This window comes from Dyadobacter sp. CY343 (genome assembly GCF_021390335.1).
GTDB lineage: Bacteria > Bacteroidota > Bacteroidia > Cytophagales > Spirosomataceae > Dyadobacter.
Genome location: NZ_JAJUXK010000001.1, coordinates 99,439 through 117,181 on the forward strand (window position 1 = coordinate 99,439; position 17,743 = coordinate 117,181).

Genomic DNA, 17,743 nt, shown 5'->3' on the forward strand with positions numbered 1-17,743 from the left:
AGTCGCCGGCAATTGATTTTTTTGTTTGGCTTTTGCCTGCGGCTTAGCCTTTTTTATCGTTACTTATTGTGATCTAATGATTGATTAGTTGATTTTAGTAATGAATTAGAATTAACAGAAACTCACTCACTCACTCATTCAGTCATTCAATCATTCAATCATTCAATCATTCTAAACCGTCGGCTCCCAGCCTTTCTGATATTCCCGTTTCCAGAATTTCTCAGCAGCCTTATTCCCTTTAATATGCCCGTTCGCAGGATCAATATTCAATGTATCCCCCGAGCGTATCGCGATATTCCCCAGCTGCGCAAGCAATGTACTCTGGTGTCCGCCTACGATCTCTGCATTTAATGCTGTTCCTTTTTTAATGCCGTCAAAAAAGTTCTGGATATGCAGCGCGTCGAGTCCCTGCGATGGGTTCATTTTGTTGAGCGGGTCGATTACGAAATCGTTTTTCGCTTCTTTTACCAGCTTGTTTTTCAGGTCGAAAATCTGGTAAGTGTTGCCTTCGCCTATTTGCAGCGAACCATTATCTCCATAAAACACAACTCCCACACTGGCGCCTTCGATCGTGCGACCGTTGCAACTCCTGCCTTCCCAGGTCATCGCGGTATTATTAGCAAATTCGAGGTTGATAATCTGTGTGTCCGGCGTTTCCCAATCGTCTTTGTAGCGGTAGCGGCCGCCTGAGGAAGTTACCCGCGTCGGATAGTCAACCTGCAAGCCCCAGCGCATTAAATCGAGCATGTGGGTACCATTGTTGAGTGCCTCGCCCGTGCCCCAGTTCCAGAACCAGTGCCAGTTGTAATGCACCACATTGTCTTTGTAAGCCTTGCGCGGCGCGGGTCCCTGCCACAAATCGTAGTCAAGCCACGAAGGCACAGCCACTTCTTTACCGATTCCGATCGACGCGCGGTTGTTGGTATACCAGCCTTTTGCGAAGTAAACCCGGCCGATCACACCCTCGTGAATTGCCTTTATCGCGCCAGCCACATTCGGCCACGAGCGGCGCTGGTTGCCCATTTGAATGATATTCTTGTATTTCTTCGCAGCCGCGATCAGCAGCTCGCCTTCGTGCGGGTTGTGGCTGCAAGGTTTTTCGAGGTACACGTGCTTGCCAGCTTTCGAAGCCAGTATCGCTGCGGGCGCATGCCAGTGATCGGGAGCCGCAACTACCAGCGCGTCCATATCCTTGTTTTCCAGTGCCTTTCTGAAATCGGGTACATTCGCGGGCTTGCTTTTTGAGATTTCTGAAACGGTACTGATCGCCTTTTCAGCAGCGCGAGAATCTACATCAGAAATGGAAACTACCTCGCAATTAGGCTGTAACGCGTAATTGGAAGACAAGGCAAGTCCACGGCTGTTTACGCCCATCATACCCACGCGTACTTTCTCATTTGCGCCGATAATCTTCGCGTAACTCTTGGGAGAAAAGCCAGGTAAAACACCGCCGAATGCCAGCAAGGCGCTTCCTGTGATTGATTTCTTTATAAAATCCCGTCTGTTCTCATCGCCGCCCGACAGGCCAGCAGATGCATTGGTGTTGCTATCTTTTGAATTGGTTGACATAATGGTCAGGTTTAATAGTATCAGTTAAAAAAAGCATTGAAACACGATTCATACTGGTAATCAGCAGCAATGCGCGTTTCAGTTTTTGGTAAATGGATTAGGTATTTTGACAAGATCCTGGATCGTTTTTCCATTGTGTTCAAAACGGGCAAGCGTGTAAACATCGCCATTCGCGCCCACTGCAATCGAATTGACATAAGTGGGCCGCTCGCCGTCTTCGTAAAAGACAGGACCGTGGTCAATGTAAGTTTGGGACGGAATGTGGAAGGTGATCAAATGCAGGTTTTCCAAACCTTTCGCCGCGCCCTTCGCAATCTGGCTTTCGCCTTTAAGCCGTTTTCCATCGACGTAAATCGGCCCGCCAGTGAGGTAATAAATCGTTTCCTGATCGGGGCCGAGCTGAAAACCGAGGTACCCATAGCTGAACTGATCGAACATCCCGCTTCTTTTTGAAGGAGTGGAAGTAATGCGCTCCACGATCTCGATCTGCTCTTTTCTTGGGTCAAAACGAAAGAGATAACCCGAGTTACCGTGTACGCCGTAAGCTACTTTTTCTTCCGGGTGCCAAAATATCTTCCGCCAGTTGTACGACATACTGCCTGGCCGGGTAGGGTCATATTTGCCAAAATAATCAAGACGCAAGTCCAGATTCTGCAACTTCCTGACAGCTCCTACCTCTGGATTATAAGTAAAAATATCGCCCTCAGCCACCGAAAAATACACATCGCCCAACTCTGCATCCACAAAAAGCGACCGGCAAAGTGAGCGGAAATCGTCGCCCGGCGTACCTGCTTCTCCGTCACCCGAAATCGGGCCCAGACTTTTCAGCCGGTTTTGATCCAGATCATAATGAATGAAATTGCCGTGCGGCCACGTAATTCCGTACAAATGCCCGCGCTCGCGATCCATTGTCATGGAAACCATTCCTTCTCCATTCGGCACAATCGCCAGGTCTTCAAATGCACCCGTTTTCAGATCATAAGAAAGAAAATGTCCGCCGGGATAAAGTCCGTAACCTGCCGGAGGCGTTTCGGGCAGCCGGTCCATTCCGTCAATTAACTGGTAAAAACCGACGTGGGTGGAAAAGTACAATTTTCCATTTCTTTCATAAAACCGCACGTGACTTTTGCCTTGCGGAATTGCATTCAGGTTTTTTTCTCCGCAAACTTCCGTCAGATCGGCAATGAAAGAAACCTGGTCAGTCTCGGGATCAAATGCAAACATTTGTCCGCCGATCTCGTGGTTATCAGAAGAAAGTATATAGTAAATCTTCCCGTCGCTTGCCGCGGAAATTGCGTTGTAAGTATCGTGCGCCCGCTCAAAACCGGAGTAATACCGTTTTGCGGTCAGCGTAGTTGTATCGGTCAAGGCTTCAAAAGCCATATAATGATCGTTATTGGTCACTTTTTGTCAGATTTAATAACCCTGGATTCAGGTTTGGTTACGCCCGCTTCTTTGGCCAGCTGCACCAATCCGTTCAGAATTTGAATTTCAACATCGGAAGCCCAAGTCGCGGGCAAACCGTACACAATCGCCGCCGCCTCGCCTTCATACCCGCCTTCGCGCAAAATAGTAGCACTCGGAATGTAGGTCATCACGTCATTGGAATACCCCATCACGAAAGTTTCCTGCCCGAATATCTTTTTAAGATTGATGGCATAATCCACCACCAGCTCGCCGCCGAGTGTCATAATCGCCTGGTTGCCTAACTTCCAAACTTGCAGTGGAAAAGGGTAGGAGGTAGCAAAAGACTCCTTCTTTTCGATTTTTTCGAGCATCCTGTTCGCCCACTTTTGCTGATAACCCTTCGTATTCTTGGCTAATGCAGTGAATTGTTCTTTGGTAGGGGCAGTAGTAAGCGATAGCTCCACTTCCGAATAGGCAGTCGATAATGTCGGTTCCAAAGTCTTCATATCTTCACTCAAAACGCGCTCCACGGCAGCTGCAAGCGTTTTTCCGTACTGAATAGCAAGTGGTACCGTGTGGCGGGGCAATGGATTCTGGTCTGCGCCGGCGCCCTGGAAAAACAATGCAGTAGTACCGGGATACAGTTTTTCAAGCTCGATCTGCGCGTAGCCCGGATAATCGCCCGACCATTTGTACAAGTCCAAAACAGTGGGGTGACAAGCGTAGCCGAATGCAACCGCCAGCATTTTCCCTTTTGCGTCAGACACTTTCAATACCGGTACCGCCGCGTCGCCGGGACCCGTAATCTCGGTTAGCCTTTCTAGAGTAGCTGCATTGTTATTTCTCCGGTTCACCTGAAATCGCGCCACGCCATTTTGCGATTGCAAAGTTGCAGGCTGCAAAGCTTTCAACGCATTGCCCGCCAGCGTCACGATCTGGGTTACGAGCGACGAAGAATACGCGTCAATTTTCTTCTGGTCTGCGGCTTGCAGTGGATAGATATCGGACAATGCATTTCCCAAAACCGGACCTGAATGCGTATGCGAGCTGTTGAGGATAATCTGCGCTTTGGAGAGTTTATATTTTGCCAAAAGCTGGTTCCTGATCTCGTCTGACATACTTTTCGGAAAACCGAGCAGATCCGTCGTGATCAGAATAGCCTGCTTTCCTTCGGCATCTTCGAGCGCCAAAGCTTTCGCCCACAAATCGTGCAGCTTGCCTTCGGAAGGGTGCGTACGAATTGCAAATCCCGCCATCCAAAGCGGACCCTCGGGCGTGATCGCCACTTTGGCCACGCCAGCTTTCCAGCCTTTTTTTTGCGCAAAAGTCAGCGAATGCAGCATTACCAGCGAAATCAGCAGAAATACTCTCATTTCTTCGCAGCAGTTTTGATCTGATCCGCGTGGGCGTACACTTTTTCAATCGCCGTCGCAATGGATTTCATGTCTTCCCTGGTTCCCAAAAGCATGTTCTGAGTAAACCAGACAGCTTCTTCATTACAGATTTTATCATTCACCGGACATTTATTCCGCTCGTTGTATTGATTGATATCGAGCATTTCCTTCGGGTACATTTTCTTGTAGTTCTTCGACTCAAATGTATCTTTCAGGTAAGGCTGCGTATTCAAAGTCGCATAGCCGCTCGCGCAGGGTACACCTTCCGATTGCAATGCTTTGAGAAATAAATCGCGTGACAGGTTCTTGAAACCCGCCTTTTGAAACCGAAATGGAAAAAGGTGGAATGCGCCTTTGGTTACATTGTCGTACAGTTTGTAAGGTACAATTCCGGGAATATCCTTGATCTGGGATTTCAGATATTCTGCATTCTCGTGGCGGGTAGTAGTCTGTGCGTCAAGCCGTTTCAGCTGCGCCAGCCCGATAGCAGCCTGGTATTCGGTGAAACGCAGCTTGGTACCCTGCATTATACTCCCGGTACCCACCGAGCCCACAGCTGTTCCGTACGGGTTTCCAAAGTTGGTATAAGAAAAACAACGGTCCATAAATTGGTCATTGTTACTAACAATCGCGCCGCCTTCACCGATAGGAAGGTTTTTTGAATTTTGAAAACTAAAACAGCCCGCGTCGCCGATCGTACCGACTTTCTGTTTGTTATACTCCGCCAAATGCGCCTGACACGCATCTTCGATCACCAGGAGCTTATGCTTTTTGGCAATCGCCATAATCCGGTCCATATCAGCGGGTAATCCCAGAATATGTACCGCGATGATCGCCTTCGTACGCGGCGTTATTTTCGCTTCAATTTTAGCCGGGTCAATCTGAAAAGTTTCCGGATCAATATCCACAAAAACGGGCATCGCGCCATTTGACAAAACCGCGGAAACGGTGGCTATAAACGTATATGGCGGCACAAGCACCTCATCGCCGCCTTTGATGTCCATTTGATTGATCGTAGCGACCAATGCATTGGTACCATTTACAACAGCCAATGCTCTTTTCGCCCCCAGCGCAGCAGCCCATTCTTTTTCAAACTGAGTTACCACCTGCGCCCGCGACCAAACGCCGCTTCTTAATACTTCCAAAACCTGCTTCTCGTCTGTCTCCGGGTTCCATTGCGGCCAGGTGGGCCACTTTGTGGCGCTCCAAGCTGAGGGACCACCGAGTATTGCGGGTTTTTGAGCCGCGCTGTTGTAAATGGAAAATGCACTGGAAGCGCCTGCTGAGGCAAGTACGAGCCCCGCGCCAGCCAGCGAATTCTGTTTGATAAAGCTCCTTCTTGAAAGCTTATTCAGAAATTGTTTCATGAGATTTCCGGGTTTAGGTGACGGAACAAAAGCTTATTTTTTGCGGGCCTTTGCCAGCACTGTTTCTAGCAATACACTCTTGCCGCCCTGCCTTTTACTCTCGTCGGCGGCTTCCATGAAGGCAAATATCTCGATCGTTTCTTCGGGTGTTACCGGTACTTCGCCGGTTTGGAAGTATTTGATAATATCCTTTAACAAAGGTTCATAGCCGCCGTACGGGCCGAGTACTTTGTTGCCGTCCTGCGTAAAAACAGTCCCGCCGTAATCGTGTTTTCCCGAGCGCGTGCCGCGGAATGTACCCGTGCGTCCATCTTCCCAAATCCCCACTACAATATCCGTATTCGGCGTATTCACGCGGGTTACGCTTTTGCAGCCCGTTCCCATTACGGTATATAAAGTTTCTACGCCGTGTATGCCGTACCAGTAAAAATCAGGGTGCGTTTTTTCAAGAACGGCCGGACTGAATGTATCTGCGCCCAATACTTTGGCTTTATCAATTGCCTCAATGCCTTTGATATACCTCAGCGAAGAGGCTGAAAATATCGGCATTTTATACTTTTTGGAAGCTTCGTAAATAGCCAGTGTATCACTTAGGGAACCTGCTACCGGCTTGTCGATAAACATCCTTTTTCCCGACTTAAAAACTTCCAGCGCCTGCGGCAAATGCAGCCTGCCATCGTTCGTTTCCAGCAGGATTACGTCCGTTTTGCTCAGAAGGTCTTTGATAGAATCCACGATCTCCACGCCCAATTTTTTCACTTCTTCAATATAACCGGGAATGCGTTTCGCGCTGGATTCGATGTCTTTACTACCGTAAGGATAGGCAGCCGTGACTTTGTAACCGTCAAAAACAGGATCTGGCTGGGCGGCGTTCAGTGCTTTGGTGAAAGCAATGCTGTGGGAGGTGTCAAGACCAATAATGCCTACCCGCTTTCCGTCCGCCGGTTTGGCTGATAAAGATTGAAAATCGAGCAAACTAAGCCCGGCGCCTGCTACGGCTGATTGTAAAATGAATGTTCTTCTGCTAAGCGAATGCATAGAGATGTCAGGAAAAGTGTTTGGGAATAGTAAGTACGTAACGAGCTCGGGTACGTACCCGTAAATATACTAACATATTTGAATTTGCAAAAAATCAGTTCTGATAAAATGCCTGGTTCTCCCTGGTAATGATGTCAATAGGCATAAAATGCACCTTTTCGACGGGAGCGCCCAGCACCAGTTTCTGATAAAGCGCCATTAACCCGCGATAACCCTGTTCTTCGGGTTTGTGGCAGATCAGGAAATCGATCAAACCTTCGTTCAGGTAATTGATATTTTCCTTTAAAAAGTCAAAACCGATCAGCGAAATATCAGTCCGCTTGCTTTTCTTCAAAAACGAGGCAACTGCAAAAACCCTTGAATTGGTCACGAAAATCGCTTCCAGATCTTTATGTTCGTGTAAAACGCGCGTCAATGCATTGGTAACCGATAAGTTATCGGTATCCGCAATGTCAATCCGCACGATTTCGCAGGGTTGATTATGATCTGTAAAATAGGAGCGAAACCCTTTTTCGATTTGCTGATAATTATAGTCGATCTCTTTGGAAATATTGACAACCAGCACTTTGTGGTTTTCCTTCAAACGGTAAGTCAGCAATTTGGCACTTACATAACCGCTGTGAAACAAATGCGGCCCAATGTAGCAAAGGTTATCCTGGCCGGGTAAGTCAGAATCTATGAATGCAAGCGGGATCTTTTTGGTGTGACAAGCCTGTACAAATTCCTTTGACTCTTCAATAAATGAAGGGGACAACAGCACACCTTGTACATCTTCCTTCAAAAGTTTACGCGCCTGCTCTTCAAATGAATTTTTATCATTCAAATCAAAAAAATAATGCAGCACTTCAATACCGTACTTTTTTATCTCTGATTCAGCCCGCTTGATACCCCGCAAAGGCGCTTCCCAGAAATCTGTTTCTTCCGAAACCCGTGGGATCAGGACAGCCAGCGTAATAATTTTTCTGGAAGCGAGCCTGCTGGCTAGTATATTGGGTTGATAGTCAAGCTCTTTAATAATATCGTTGATCTTCCGCTTGGTCTTTTCCGAAACGCCCGTCCGGTTGTGAATGACCCTGTCGACCGTGGCGATAGAAACATTGGCCCGTCGCGCAATCTCCTTCACGCCGTAGTAAGTGGTATCTTTTTTCATCCGGTATTATCTGAAAGGCATTGAATGCCCAATATAAAGAGCGTTTTCCCAAAAATAGTAAAGCACTGCCAGCATATTTGCTATTTGTAAAAGGCTGCATCCAAGTTGCTTTTACTTTGATGCAGCCTCATAACAGCGGCTATTCGATGGTTTCCAGCGGCGCAATGTTTCGTTCCGAACCTTCGTAACCTGTATTCTGATTGATCACCGCGAGGGTATTGGCTGTGATTACAATGGAAGGAATAGGCCAGAGAACGTGGAAAGGCGCTATTGCGGCTACGTTTCCAATATACGACACCTTTTTTTCGTAAAAGTTATTGCGTGAATAAACGCGGTCATAGTAGTAATTTTTGGTACTGAAATTAGGCAGATCATAACCTCCTTTGTTCAGTTTTGCTGTGATATACGAAGCACGTACGAGCTCCGAGTGGCGCGGTTCTTCGGCAAAAAGCTCGCGTGCGCGCTCATCGAATATGAAATCGAGCGTCACTTGTCCCGCAGCAACCGGCAATGCCTTCGCCCGCTCGCGTACTACATTCAGGTCGGCAGCGGCGGCAGCAAGGTTATTTTTCCAGAAATGCGCCTCAGCACGCAGTAAGTAAGTTTCAGCCAGCCGGAAAATATACCAGTCGCCGTTTCCGCCCATCGGGGCAGCTTTCGGATCGTCCTGCGGCACGAATGTAATGTAATGCGGCATCGCGTAAAGTGAGTAGAAAGTGTCCGCAAGTACCGCCATATTCTGCGGTTTGATCGGTTTTCCAAAGTCGACAGAAGCCGGGTTATTGTAAAGCAGCTCGTCGAGATCGACCCAGTTGATGTTGCTTCTCCTCAGATCCGTCGTGTTTTTCCAGTTTGCATTACCGAATTTCCAGAGATCATATTGGTAAAATGGCGTGAGCCGCACATTCCCATTTCCGCGACCAAGTGAATCGTACATCGGCCCCGAAGCGAGCGTGCCCGCCTTACCCTGACTATCCCGCACCACTGCATTCCACCACGCACTGTTATAATGCCGCATGGTGTAAAGACCAACTGATTTTGCCCCCGGAGGCGCTTCGAACCGGTCTACAACCGCCAGGATCGTCTCCGTATTCTGAGTTGTATTGAAATTTTTCGGGCGGTGTAAATCCCAGATCACATTGCGTTTCGCATCTGCGGCAGATACACCAAACCGCGTTTTCATCAATGCATACGGTCCATTGATCACAGCGGTCGCTGCTTCGATCGCTTTGTCAAATTGCAGGTTTGCCAGACATATCTTCGCCAGCAAATGGTTACCCGCGCCTTTCGAGATCGCCCCGGCCGGAGCAGTAGCCGGCAGCCATTGAACCGCGAATTCCATATCTGCCTGGATCTTGTTCAAAATAGTCCAGCGGCTGTGCGTTTGGAAATCCAGCTTGGCGCCTATTAGTTCTTTTCCGATAAATGGCACATCGCCATAAGTGTTCACGAGCCGGTAATACCAATATGCGCGGTGCCAGTAAGCTTCGCCCAGAAGCCGGTTACGATCTTCTTCACTGCTCCATTTGATATTATCGATTCTGGAAATCAGCACATTGGCGTTTTTAATTGCGCTATATGCTGAATTGAACATCGCCAGAAACTTGTAGTATCTGTCGGTATTCGGGGTGAGCTTGTAAAAGTCAAGCTGCACGCTGGCCGCGCCCAGGTCGGAGGCGGCGAATTCGTTGATCATAAAGCTGATATTGCCCGTATTCTCATTTTTCAGGTCTTTCCGCATCGTGATCAGCAGCGATTCAAAGCCTGCTTTATCCGTGTACACATTTTCAGGCGTGAAAAAGGAAAGGGGTTTTGGTTCAAGCCACTTTTCTGTACAGGAAAGCGCGACGGCCGCCAATATGGTAATCGTAAATAATATGTTCGGTATCCTTTTCATGATTTCAGAATTTTGGATTGCAATGCATTAAAGTGAGACGGAAACGCCGAAAGTATAAGTACGCGGCATCGGGCTGTAACCCGACTCAGGATCCCAGCCCGGCCATTTATCGAAAGTGTACAGGTTGCGCACGGAGGCAAAAAGGCGCGCATTGTTCAGCCTGATCTTTTCGGAAATGCTCGAAGGCAGGTTGTAACCCAGCGAAAGATCCTGGATCCGCACAAATGAGCGTGGCTTGTAGATCATCACGCCGCCGCCGAATGCATTTTCATTCACATTCAACCGCGCATAATCGTTGATCGGATTATCAGGCGTCCAGTAGGGGATAGCCCAGGTATTCCGGCGATCGTACGTTTCAGAGCCGCGGTGTAAAGCTTCGGCAAACGAACCAATATGCCCCAGATCGGCGCGTACGAATATAGAAGCAGTGAAATATTTCAGGAAATTAACATCGTTGCGAAGCCCCAAACGGAATCTCGGACGCTCCCAGCCGATGAATTTTTTATCTGATAATGCCTCGTAAACCCCATTGTTGTTTACATCTTCCGCTTTAAAATCGCCCGGCTCCATTCGGTACACTGCGGCGGCGTCTTTCTCGGCAGTTTGCCACACGCCCGTCATATTGTAATTCCAAACCCGGTCGATCGCCTGGCCCGGGAACCACTCGTTGGAATAGTCGGGCAGCTCGCGGGTTACCTGTCTTCCGTCTACCTCAACAGTCTCATAATCACCAAATAGCTCTTTAATTTTGTTTCGGTTCAATGAAAAAACAAAGCTCGACCGCCAGCTCAGTTTCGACCGGTTCATATTCACAGTATTGACCGTCATTTCAAAACCCCGGTTTCCTAACCTGCCCAAATTCGAAGTCACACTCTGAAAGCCTGTCAGCTGCGGAAGTAGCCGGTTCATGAGCAGATTTGTCGTCGTCATATCGTAGTATTCCGCGCTGAAATCGATCTTATTTTTGAATAAACTGAGATCAGTACCAATATTGATAGACTGCGTACGCTCCCAAACCAGGTCGTGGTTCGCTAACGTACTGTTGTATACGCCTACTTGCACATTAGTACCATCGTAATACAAATTCTGCTGCATTTGCGCGAGCGCCGAATATGCGCCGATCTCCCGGTTTCCATTTATTCCCCATGATACACGCAGCTTCATCTGGCTCACCCAGTCGAGGTCGAAAAATTCCTCTTCCGAAATGCGCCACGCCAGTGCGGCCGCCGGGAAAACTGCCCTTGGGTTTTTAATCCCAAAAGCTGAGTAACCATCGCGGCGCACCGAGCCCGTAAACAGGTATTTATCATTAAAAGTATAATTCAACCGCGCCATCACCGCATCGCCGGTAATGATCGAATCCGCATTCATTAATGCCGGATTGGTACCGTATTGCAGCCCGTTAAAGCCCAGGTTCTGGTTCGGGACAAATATTTCGTTGCTGATCTGCGTGTACCATTTCCGGTTTCTCTCGGTGCTGTAAAGCAGGGTTACGTCAAAGCTGTGTTTCCCGAATTGTTTGTTCCAATGCAAAAGGTTATCTAAAATAAACTCATAATTGGAAGATTCCTGGCGCGTTCCGTATCCATTTGAATGGTCATTTCCGCCGACGATCGTTTGCGACGACCAGAAGTTGTAGTCTTTCAAAAACTGAAAACGCGGCTGGTAGGAGAGCTTGTAATCAATACCAAAAGGAAGTTTTATTTTGGCAAACATACTGGCAAACAAACTGTTGATCTTCCGGTATTTATCCTGACCATAATAATTGATCAGAGGATTGATACCTCCGGGATAATCGTGCGGGTACCAGTTCACATTTCCCTGCGCATCAAATTCGGAACCGTACGGACTGGTATTGAACATACCCGAAAGATTGGCAGGCACCGCACTTTCATCCCGGTCGGAGAACTGCGTGTTTACACCCACATTCAGCCAATCCGTTACAGTAAAATCCACGTTCAGGCGCGTTCTCAATGCAGAAAACTTGTCGCCGATCACCACACCTTCATTGTTGGTGTAACCCAGTGAATAGTAGTAATTAAACTTATCAGAGCCGCCCGCGACGCTCAGATCATAATTCTGGCGGAGGCCCGGCTGCATTACCTTATTGTACCAATCTACCGACTTGCCGGCCTTGTAATTTTCAAGTTCGGTAGGGAAAAGTCTCAATCTGCCCAGCCACTCGTCGGTGTTGTCGGGCTGTGGATTATTGCTGGCTTTTCTCCATTGGTCCACGGTTACGCCGGCAGGGAGGTTTTGTGGGTTAAAATAATAGTAGCCGGGATTTCCTGAGTTGGTCACGCGCAATATGTCCCTTCTGAAATCAAGGTAATTGTCGGCTCCGAAAGGCCTGAAATCGTTGGCCACTTCGGTAATCCCCAGTTCACTCGAAAAGTTGATTGTCGTCTTGCCTTTGGTTCCCTTTTTAGTAGTGATCATCAAAACCCCGGCCGCCGCCCGCGCTCCAAAAACGGCTGTGGAACTGGCATCTTTCAAAATGTCAATCGTCTCAATATCAGATGGATTAATGTCCCGGATACTGCCATTGAAAATCACCCCGTCGAGCACGATCATCGGCTCGGTGGATGCATTCAGCGATTTAGGCCCGCGTATTTCGAGCGACCCGCCACCAGCTGCGGTGGTAGATTGATTGGCATAAAAACCTGCGACCGTTCCAGTGAGCATATCAGTCAACTGCGTCATCGACTGGTTTTGATAAGCTTCCTTATTGACCCGCATTACCGCGCCGGTCAGGTCACTTTTCTTCATCGTACCATAACCCACCACTACCAGCTCTTCCAGGTTGGTCAGGGAAGGTTGCAAAATTACATCGATCGAAGATTGGCTGCCGACGGTAACTTCCTGTTTATCATACCCAATAAATGAAAATACCAGAACAGATTCTTTGGCGGCATTGATGGTGAAATTGCCTTCCGCATCCGTGCTTACCCCTTTGTCTGTCCCTTTCACGACCACATTTACACCAGGGAGGCCGATTTGAGCCTGTTTGTCTATCACTTTTCCTTTGACAGGAATCTCCGTTTGCGCCTGCACAATAGCTGGTGACGCTTGTACGAGAATTAGTAAACACGCGAATACCTTAAAATAGTAAAGTTTGATCTTGTTCATTTTGAAATGGGTTAAAGGCTGGAACAGTGAGCGGGTACGTACCCGTAATTTTCGAAAACGTTTAGGCCATATAGATTTTTTAGTTTAAAAAAATAAGAATTGGATAGCCCAATGCGCCGCGCGGAGACGCATTGATAAGATATGTATCGGGTACGTACCCGCAAGATATAAATGTGAATTTAATTTTCCAAAAGCATTATTTAAATTTTGTAAAAAATATAAATGAAAGAATATAATAGTGACAAAGCTGCTAAACATAATTTACAGCCTTGTGGACGAAGGAGGCAGAATATTCAACAAAATGATACTTAGGAGCTCAAAACAAAGATTATTTGATAAATTCCCTTTCCGTCATAATCTGCCTATCCTTATGTTCCGAATCGTTTTAGCTTCTGCTGCTTTTTTTAGTATCTGTTTAATGGTTGGATTTCAGTCCACGAAGCCGGTTGCAAAGTCGCCGAATATCGTACTCTTTTTCATCGACGACCTCGGATATGGCGACCTGTCTGTGACCGGGGCGCTGGGTTATCAAACGCCAAACCTTGATAAGCTGGCAGCGGAGGGTACACGTTTTACCAATTTCATGGCAGCTCAGGCGGTTTGCAGTGCGTCAAGGGCTGCATTGATGACGGGTTGCTATCCGAACAGGATCGGTATTTCAGGCGCATTCGGCCCCGGCTCAAAAGTAGGACTCAATCCAAAAGAGGAGACAATTGCGGAGTTGGTGAAGGCGCGGGGATATGCGACGGGGATTTTTGGTAAATGGCATTTGGGCAGCGAGCAGGAATTTTTGCCGTTGCAGCAAGGGTTTGATGAATATTTCGGGGTACCCTATTCGCACGATATGTGGCCGCTCCATCCGTGGCAGGAACGCGCGAAATATCCTCCATTGCATTGGATCGAGGGTAATAAGCCAGGAAAAGAGATCAAGAACCTGGAAGACGCCAGTGAGCTGACACCGAAAATTACCGAGCGCGCTGTCTCATTTATACGTAAAAATAAAAACAAGCCGTTCTTTTTATATATCCCGCATCCGCTCCCGCACGTTCCCCTTGCTGCCTCACAGCGATTTCGGGGGAAGAGTGAAAGAGGGATTTTCGGAGATGTTTTAATGGAGCTTGACTGGTCGGTGGGAGAGGTGATGAAAGAGTTAAAAAGTCAGGGTATTGATGAAAACACACTGGTCATTTTTACCAGCGATAATGGTCCCTGGCTCAATTACGGCGATCACGCAGGTTCGTCCGGAGGGTTTCGCGAGGGAAAAGGAACTTCGTTTGAAGGCGGCCAACGCGAGCCTTGCATTATCCGCTGGCCCGGCGTGGTACCTGCCGGCAAAGTTTCCAACAAGCTGCTTTCCACCCTCGATGTGTTGCCGACTATTGCCCGCCTGACCGGAGCCAGCCTGCCGAAGGAGAAAATCGACGGTATCGACTTTACAGATTTGCTGAAAGGTGACGAGACCAAAACTCCCCGCAAGCAGTTGCTGTATTATTACCGGAAAAATAACCTCGAAGCAGTTAGAAAGCATAATTGGAAGCTGGTCTTCGCACATCCCGGCAGAACTTATGAAGGTTCAGCTCCCGGAACAAATGGCCAGCCCGGCCCGAGTCCCGAAGACCACGCATTTCCCAAAGCACTCTATGATCTCACCCGCGACCCCGGTGAACGGTATAATGTACTCGACCAGTATCCGGCTATTGTGGCCGATCTGGAAAAGATCGCGGAAAATGCGCGCGAAGATCTGGGTGACGATCTACAACAGCGGACGGGGAAAAATGTGAGACCGGCAGGTCAGGTAACGCGTTGAGATTGTTAATCAAGTATTACTGCGGTCACAATGTCTTTTTATATGAATTAAGTGCTTTTTGAGATCCTATGAAGGTTACCTTCTTTAAGTTATGTTTTGCTTTCAGCTTGCTGTCACCTGCATTATGGGCACAGTCAGGCAAACCAGCGCGTCCGAATATTGTTTTCATACTTGCCGACGACCTGGGTTACGGCGATGTGGGTTTTAATGGTCAGAAATTAATTAAAACACCGAATATCGACCGGCTGGCGAGTGAGGGGATGATATTTACCCAGTTTTATGCAGGTACTTCCGTCTGCGCGCCGTCACGGTCTTCCCTATTGACCGGGCAGCATACCGGCCACACCTATATCCGCGGAAACAAGGCGGTACAGCCCGAGGGCCAGCATCCTATCCCAGATTCAGTGACGACAGTTGCGGAAATATTGAAGAAGTCGGGGTATAAAACGGCGGCTTTCGGTAAATGGGGACTGGGGCCGGTGGGTTCGGAGGGTGAGCCTGGTAAGCAGGGTTTTGATAAATTTTACGGATATAATTGTCAGAGTCTGGCCCACCGCTACTATCCCAACCACCTCTGGGACAACGATCGGAAAATTGTGCTGGAAGCAAACCAGAACCTGATGTATCAGAAGGAATATGCACCTGACCTGATCCAGAAGCAGGCACTCCAATTTGTAGACGAGCAGTATTCCCATCAACCGTTTTTTCTCTTTTTACCATATATATTGCCGCACGCCGAGCTGCTGGTCCCTGATGATAGTCTGTTTCAACAATACAAAGGCAAGTTTGAAGAGAAATTTCACCGGGGTGCAGATTATGGCGCGAACGCTACAAACGGCGGCTATACTTCACAGGAATATCCCAGGGCTACTTTTGCGGCAATGGTCGCTCGGCTGGATATGTATGTGGGGCAGGTGGTCAATAAGTTGAAAGAGAAGGGTTTGGATAAAAATACGCTGATCATTTTCACCAGCGACAACGGTCCGCATGTGGAAGGTGGCGCTGATCCGAAGTTTTTCAACAGCAGCGGCGGTTTCAGGGGTGTGAAGCGCGATTTGTACGAAGGTGGCATTCGCGAACCTTTTGCAGCACGCTGGCCGGGTACGATCAAACCGGGTTCGAAAAGTGATTACATAGGCGCTTTCTGGGATATACTACCCACTTTCGCTGAGCTTGCACAGGCCAGATCGCCGCAAGGTATCGACGGGATTTCATTTACCGATGCATTAAAAGGCAAACCGACCCAGAAGAAGCATGATTACCTATACTGGGAATTCCACGAACAAGGCGGGCGGCAGGCTGTGCGGCAGGGTAACTGGAAGGCTGTCAGGCTAAAAGCAGCTGGAAATCCCGACGCGTTGGTTGAGCTCTACGATCTTGCCAAGGACCCGGCAGAAACAACCAACCTCACCCCGCAATTCCCCGAAAAAGCCAAAGAACTCGGCCAGATCATGAACCGCGCCCACGTCACGTCGGCGATTTTTCCGTTTGGGAGTTTGGCGACGAATTGAAAAATTTAGCTACCGCAGGATAATTCGAGGAAGCCTATGTTATTTGATTTATGTAAATCGAATTTCGTAAATTTCATATAAGCATTCGAAAACCTGATGAAAGCTATCACACATATAAATTGGGCATCGGTAATTACCGCAGCGCTTTCAGGGATTGGAGGAGGAGCAATGCTGGGCGGCTCATTGTTCGGCTTTTCCGGAGCCGTAACCGGCGGCCTGGTCGGGGCGATCGTTTGTGGCCTGGCGGAGGTCAATAGCGAAAAGCGGATCCGTGGCGAGCAAAATATGTGATACGATGGAAGTAACTCCATTTTTCACTGCCTGCTGGACCGGTTTCGGCGGGATAGTGTATGTAGCGGTCCTGGTGGTTCAATGCCGAAGAGAGCAAATTAACTCCTTAGATTTCGGCGCTTCGTGCTTTCAATTCTTATCTCTTCTAAATGGTGCAAAGCAGATCATAGGTGTTTATCAATACTATTATTTCTATGCAAAAATCTTTGAGCTAGATCGGCTATATCTCGCCTATGGTGGTCTTTGTGTGATGTGGATTGCCTACATCGGTTTGAAGAAAAGATTTGCATTCGCGGCGGCTAGGCATTAAGGAAGTTACGATTTTCCCGTTTGGGAGTTTGGCGACGAATTGAGCCTTTTTACCGTTGATTGCAATTATCAACCTTAGAATAAAGCGCTAAGCAGAAAATGGTTACGCATACATATTTGGCTAAATTTGTAGGAGATATTTTATTTCCAATCAACAAAAAAGCAATGGCACGTCCTATAAAAGATACCCCGGTTTTGCGTGGAAAAGCTGCTGTAAAGTTTCATAACCAGCTTTACAGTAATAGGAATATAAAAGCGTCTGCTGCCGATTTCGCTAAAATCAAAAGTGACTTTGACTTCATTACTTTGTTGTCGGACAAAAAATAAGTCATAAATGATTCCTGGCCTTATCAGACTGACAGATGATTACAATTTTAAATACTTCAATTGTGAGGATAGCGATCTCAATGACTTTTTCCTGAATGAGGCAAAATCTTATCAAAAATCGCTTCTTGCTGTAACTTATATTCTTGAAACCAATGGAGAAATCGTTGGTTTTTTTTGTGTGTCCAATGACCGGATTTGCGCGGAAGACGCAAGTGTGAAAAGTAGATGGAGAAGAGTAAAGGACAGTTTGCCGTTTCCCAAACGGAGGTCAAGCTACCCTGCTGTCAAAATCGGTCGGTTTGCAATCAATAAAAAATTTCAGACGGGAGGGTTTGGCAGTAGGTTAATGAATACGATCAAATATTCGTTCGTGATAGGCAACAAAACGGGATGCAGATTTATTATTGTAGACGCTTACACCAGATCTATAAATTTTTATGAAAAGAACGGCTTCATTGAATTGCCGACAGATGGTTCCTCTCGAAACAGCAAAACGAAATTAATGTATTTTGATTTAGGAGTGTTTAGTCAAATGAATTAATACATT

At 47.6% G+C, this 17,743-nt stretch carries 14 protein-coding genes; 6 read left to right on the plus strand and 8 right to left on the minus strand.

Features of this window, described 5'->3' with window-relative positions; translation table 11 throughout:
- Positions 1-171: 171 nt before the first annotated feature.
- From LZG94_RS00410 to LZG94_RS00445, 8 genes are all read right to left on the minus strand, one after another.
- On the minus strand, positions 172-1,569 hold the full coding sequence (locus LZG94_RS00410) for a Gfo/Idh/MocA family protein (protein ID WP_233789883.1): 1,398 nt from the start codon (positions 1,567-1,569) through the stop codon (positions 172-174).
- A 78-nt stretch (positions 1,570-1,647) separates the two neighbouring features.
- Positions 1,648-2,952 carry a hypothetical protein gene (locus LZG94_RS00415; protein ID WP_233789884.1) on the minus strand — a complete coding sequence of 435 codons (1,305 nt, stop codon included), beginning with the start codon at positions 2,950-2,952 and terminating at the stop codon, positions 1,648-1,650.
- Between the two features lie 17 nt (positions 2,953-2,969).
- Positions 2,970-4,349 (minus strand): neutral/alkaline non-lysosomal ceramidase N-terminal domain-containing protein, encoded by a 1,380-nt coding sequence (locus tag LZG94_RS00420; RefSeq protein ID WP_233789885.1) that lies wholly within the window; start codon positions 4,347-4,349, stop codon positions 2,970-2,972.
- A complete protein-coding gene (locus LZG94_RS00425; RefSeq protein WP_233789886.1) occupies positions 4,346-5,737 on the minus strand; it encodes a DegT/DnrJ/EryC1/StrS aminotransferase family protein in 1,392 nt (463 codons plus the stop codon). Before LZG94_RS00425 ends, LZG94_RS00420 begins: the two co-directional genes overlap by 4 nt.
- A 33-nt stretch (positions 5,738-5,770) precedes the next feature.
- Positions 5,771-6,775: a Gfo/Idh/MocA family protein gene (locus tag LZG94_RS00430; protein ID WP_233789887.1), complete on the minus strand. Its 1,005-nt coding sequence runs from the start codon at positions 6,773-6,775 to the stop codon at positions 5,771-5,773.
- Between the two features lie 94 nt (positions 6,776-6,869).
- Positions 6,870-7,925: a substrate-binding domain-containing protein gene (locus LZG94_RS00435; protein ID WP_233789888.1), complete on the minus strand. Its 1,056-nt coding sequence runs from the start codon at positions 7,923-7,925 to the stop codon at positions 6,870-6,872.
- A gap of 139 nt (positions 7,926-8,064) precedes the next feature.
- Positions 8,065-9,822 (minus strand): RagB/SusD family nutrient uptake outer membrane protein, encoded by a 1,758-nt coding sequence (locus LZG94_RS00440; RefSeq protein ID WP_233789889.1) that lies wholly within the window; start codon positions 9,820-9,822, stop codon positions 8,065-8,067.
- A gap of 27 nt (positions 9,823-9,849) precedes the next feature.
- Positions 9,850-12,951, minus strand: coding sequence for a SusC/RagA family TonB-linked outer membrane protein (locus LZG94_RS00445; RefSeq protein ID WP_233789890.1), 3,102 nt, complete (start codon positions 12,949-12,951; stop codon positions 9,850-9,852).
- Between the two features lie 418 nt (positions 12,952-13,369).
- On the opposite strand from LZG94_RS00445, the gene LZG94_RS00450 reads away from it, so the two are divergent.
- The 6 genes from LZG94_RS00450 to LZG94_RS26500 all read left to right on the plus strand — a co-directional run bounded on the left by LZG94_RS00450 (position 13,370) and on the right by LZG94_RS26500 (position 17,737).
- A complete protein-coding gene (locus LZG94_RS00450; RefSeq protein WP_233791106.1) occupies positions 13,370-14,758 on the plus strand; it encodes a sulfatase in 1,389 nt (462 codons plus the stop codon).
- 68 nt (positions 14,759-14,826) lie between these two features.
- Entirely contained in the window at positions 14,827-16,269 is a 1,443-nt protein-coding gene (locus LZG94_RS00455) for an arylsulfatase (RefSeq protein ID WP_233789891.1), read from the plus strand.
- A gap of 96 nt (positions 16,270-16,365) precedes the next feature.
- Positions 16,366-16,560: a hypothetical protein gene (locus LZG94_RS00460; RefSeq protein ID WP_233789892.1), complete on the plus strand. Its 195-nt coding sequence runs from the start codon at positions 16,366-16,368 to the stop codon at positions 16,558-16,560.
- 4 nt (positions 16,561-16,564) lie between these two features.
- A complete protein-coding gene (locus LZG94_RS00465) occupies positions 16,565-16,870 on the plus strand; it encodes a hypothetical protein (RefSeq protein WP_233789893.1) in 306 nt (101 codons plus the stop codon).
- Positions 16,871-17,034: 164 nt separating this feature from the next.
- Positions 17,035-17,196 carry a hypothetical protein gene (locus tag LZG94_RS00470; protein WP_233789894.1) on the plus strand — a complete coding sequence of 54 codons (162 nt, stop codon included), beginning with the start codon at positions 17,035-17,037 and terminating at the stop codon, positions 17,194-17,196.
- A gap of 7 nt (positions 17,197-17,203) precedes the next feature.
- Positions 17,204-17,737, plus strand: a complete 534-nt coding sequence (locus tag LZG94_RS26500; protein ID WP_409013231.1) for a GNAT family N-acetyltransferase — start codon at positions 17,204-17,206, stop codon at positions 17,735-17,737.
- Positions 17,738-17,743: the final 6 nt, after the last annotated feature.

Coding starts and splice junctions, on each gene's coding strand:
- LZG94_RS00415 (WP_233789884.1), bottom strand. CDS start 2,952: ATGGCTTTTGAAGCCTTGACCGATACAACTACGCTGACCGCAAAACGG.
- LZG94_RS00465 (WP_233789893.1), top strand. CDS start 16,565: ATGGAAGTAACTCCATTTTTCACTGCCTGCTGGACCGGTTTCGGCGGG.
- LZG94_RS00460 (WP_233789892.1), top strand. CDS start 16,366: ATGAAAGCTATCACACATATAAATTGGGCATCGGTAATTACCGCAGCG.
- LZG94_RS26500 (WP_409013231.1), top strand. CDS start 17,204: ATGATTCCTGGCCTTATCAGACTGACAGATGATTACAATTTTAAATAC.
- LZG94_RS00470 (WP_233789894.1), top strand. CDS start 17,035: ATGGCACGTCCTATAAAAGATACCCCGGTTTTGCGTGGAAAAGCTGCT.
- LZG94_RS00440 (WP_233789889.1), bottom strand. CDS start 9,822: ATGAAAAGGATACCGAACATATTATTTACGATTACCATATTGGCGGCC.
- LZG94_RS00455 (WP_233789891.1), top strand. CDS start 14,827: ATGAAGGTTACCTTCTTTAAGTTATGTTTTGCTTTCAGCTTGCTGTCA.
- LZG94_RS00425 (WP_233789886.1), bottom strand. CDS start 5,737: ATGAAACAATTTCTGAATAAGCTTTCAAGAAGGAGCTTTATCAAACAG.
- LZG94_RS00445 (WP_233789890.1), bottom strand. CDS start 12,951: ATGAACAAGATCAAACTTTACTATTTTAAGGTATTCGCGTGTTTACTA.
- LZG94_RS00435 (WP_233789888.1), bottom strand. CDS start 7,925: ATGAAAAAAGATACCACTTACTACGGCGTGAAGGAGATTGCGCGACGG.
- LZG94_RS00410 (WP_233789883.1), bottom strand. CDS start 1,569: ATGTCAACCAATTCAAAAGATAGCAACACCAATGCATCTGCTGGCCTG.
- LZG94_RS00430 (WP_233789887.1), bottom strand. CDS start 6,775: ATGCATTCGCTTAGCAGAAGAACATTCATTTTACAATCAGCCGTAGCA.
- LZG94_RS00450 (WP_233791106.1), top strand. CDS start 13,370: ATGGTTGGATTTCAGTCCACGAAGCCGGTTGCAAAGTCGCCGAATATC.
- LZG94_RS00420 (WP_233789885.1), bottom strand. CDS start 4,349: ATGAGAGTATTTCTGCTGATTTCGCTGGTAATGCTGCATTCGCTGACT.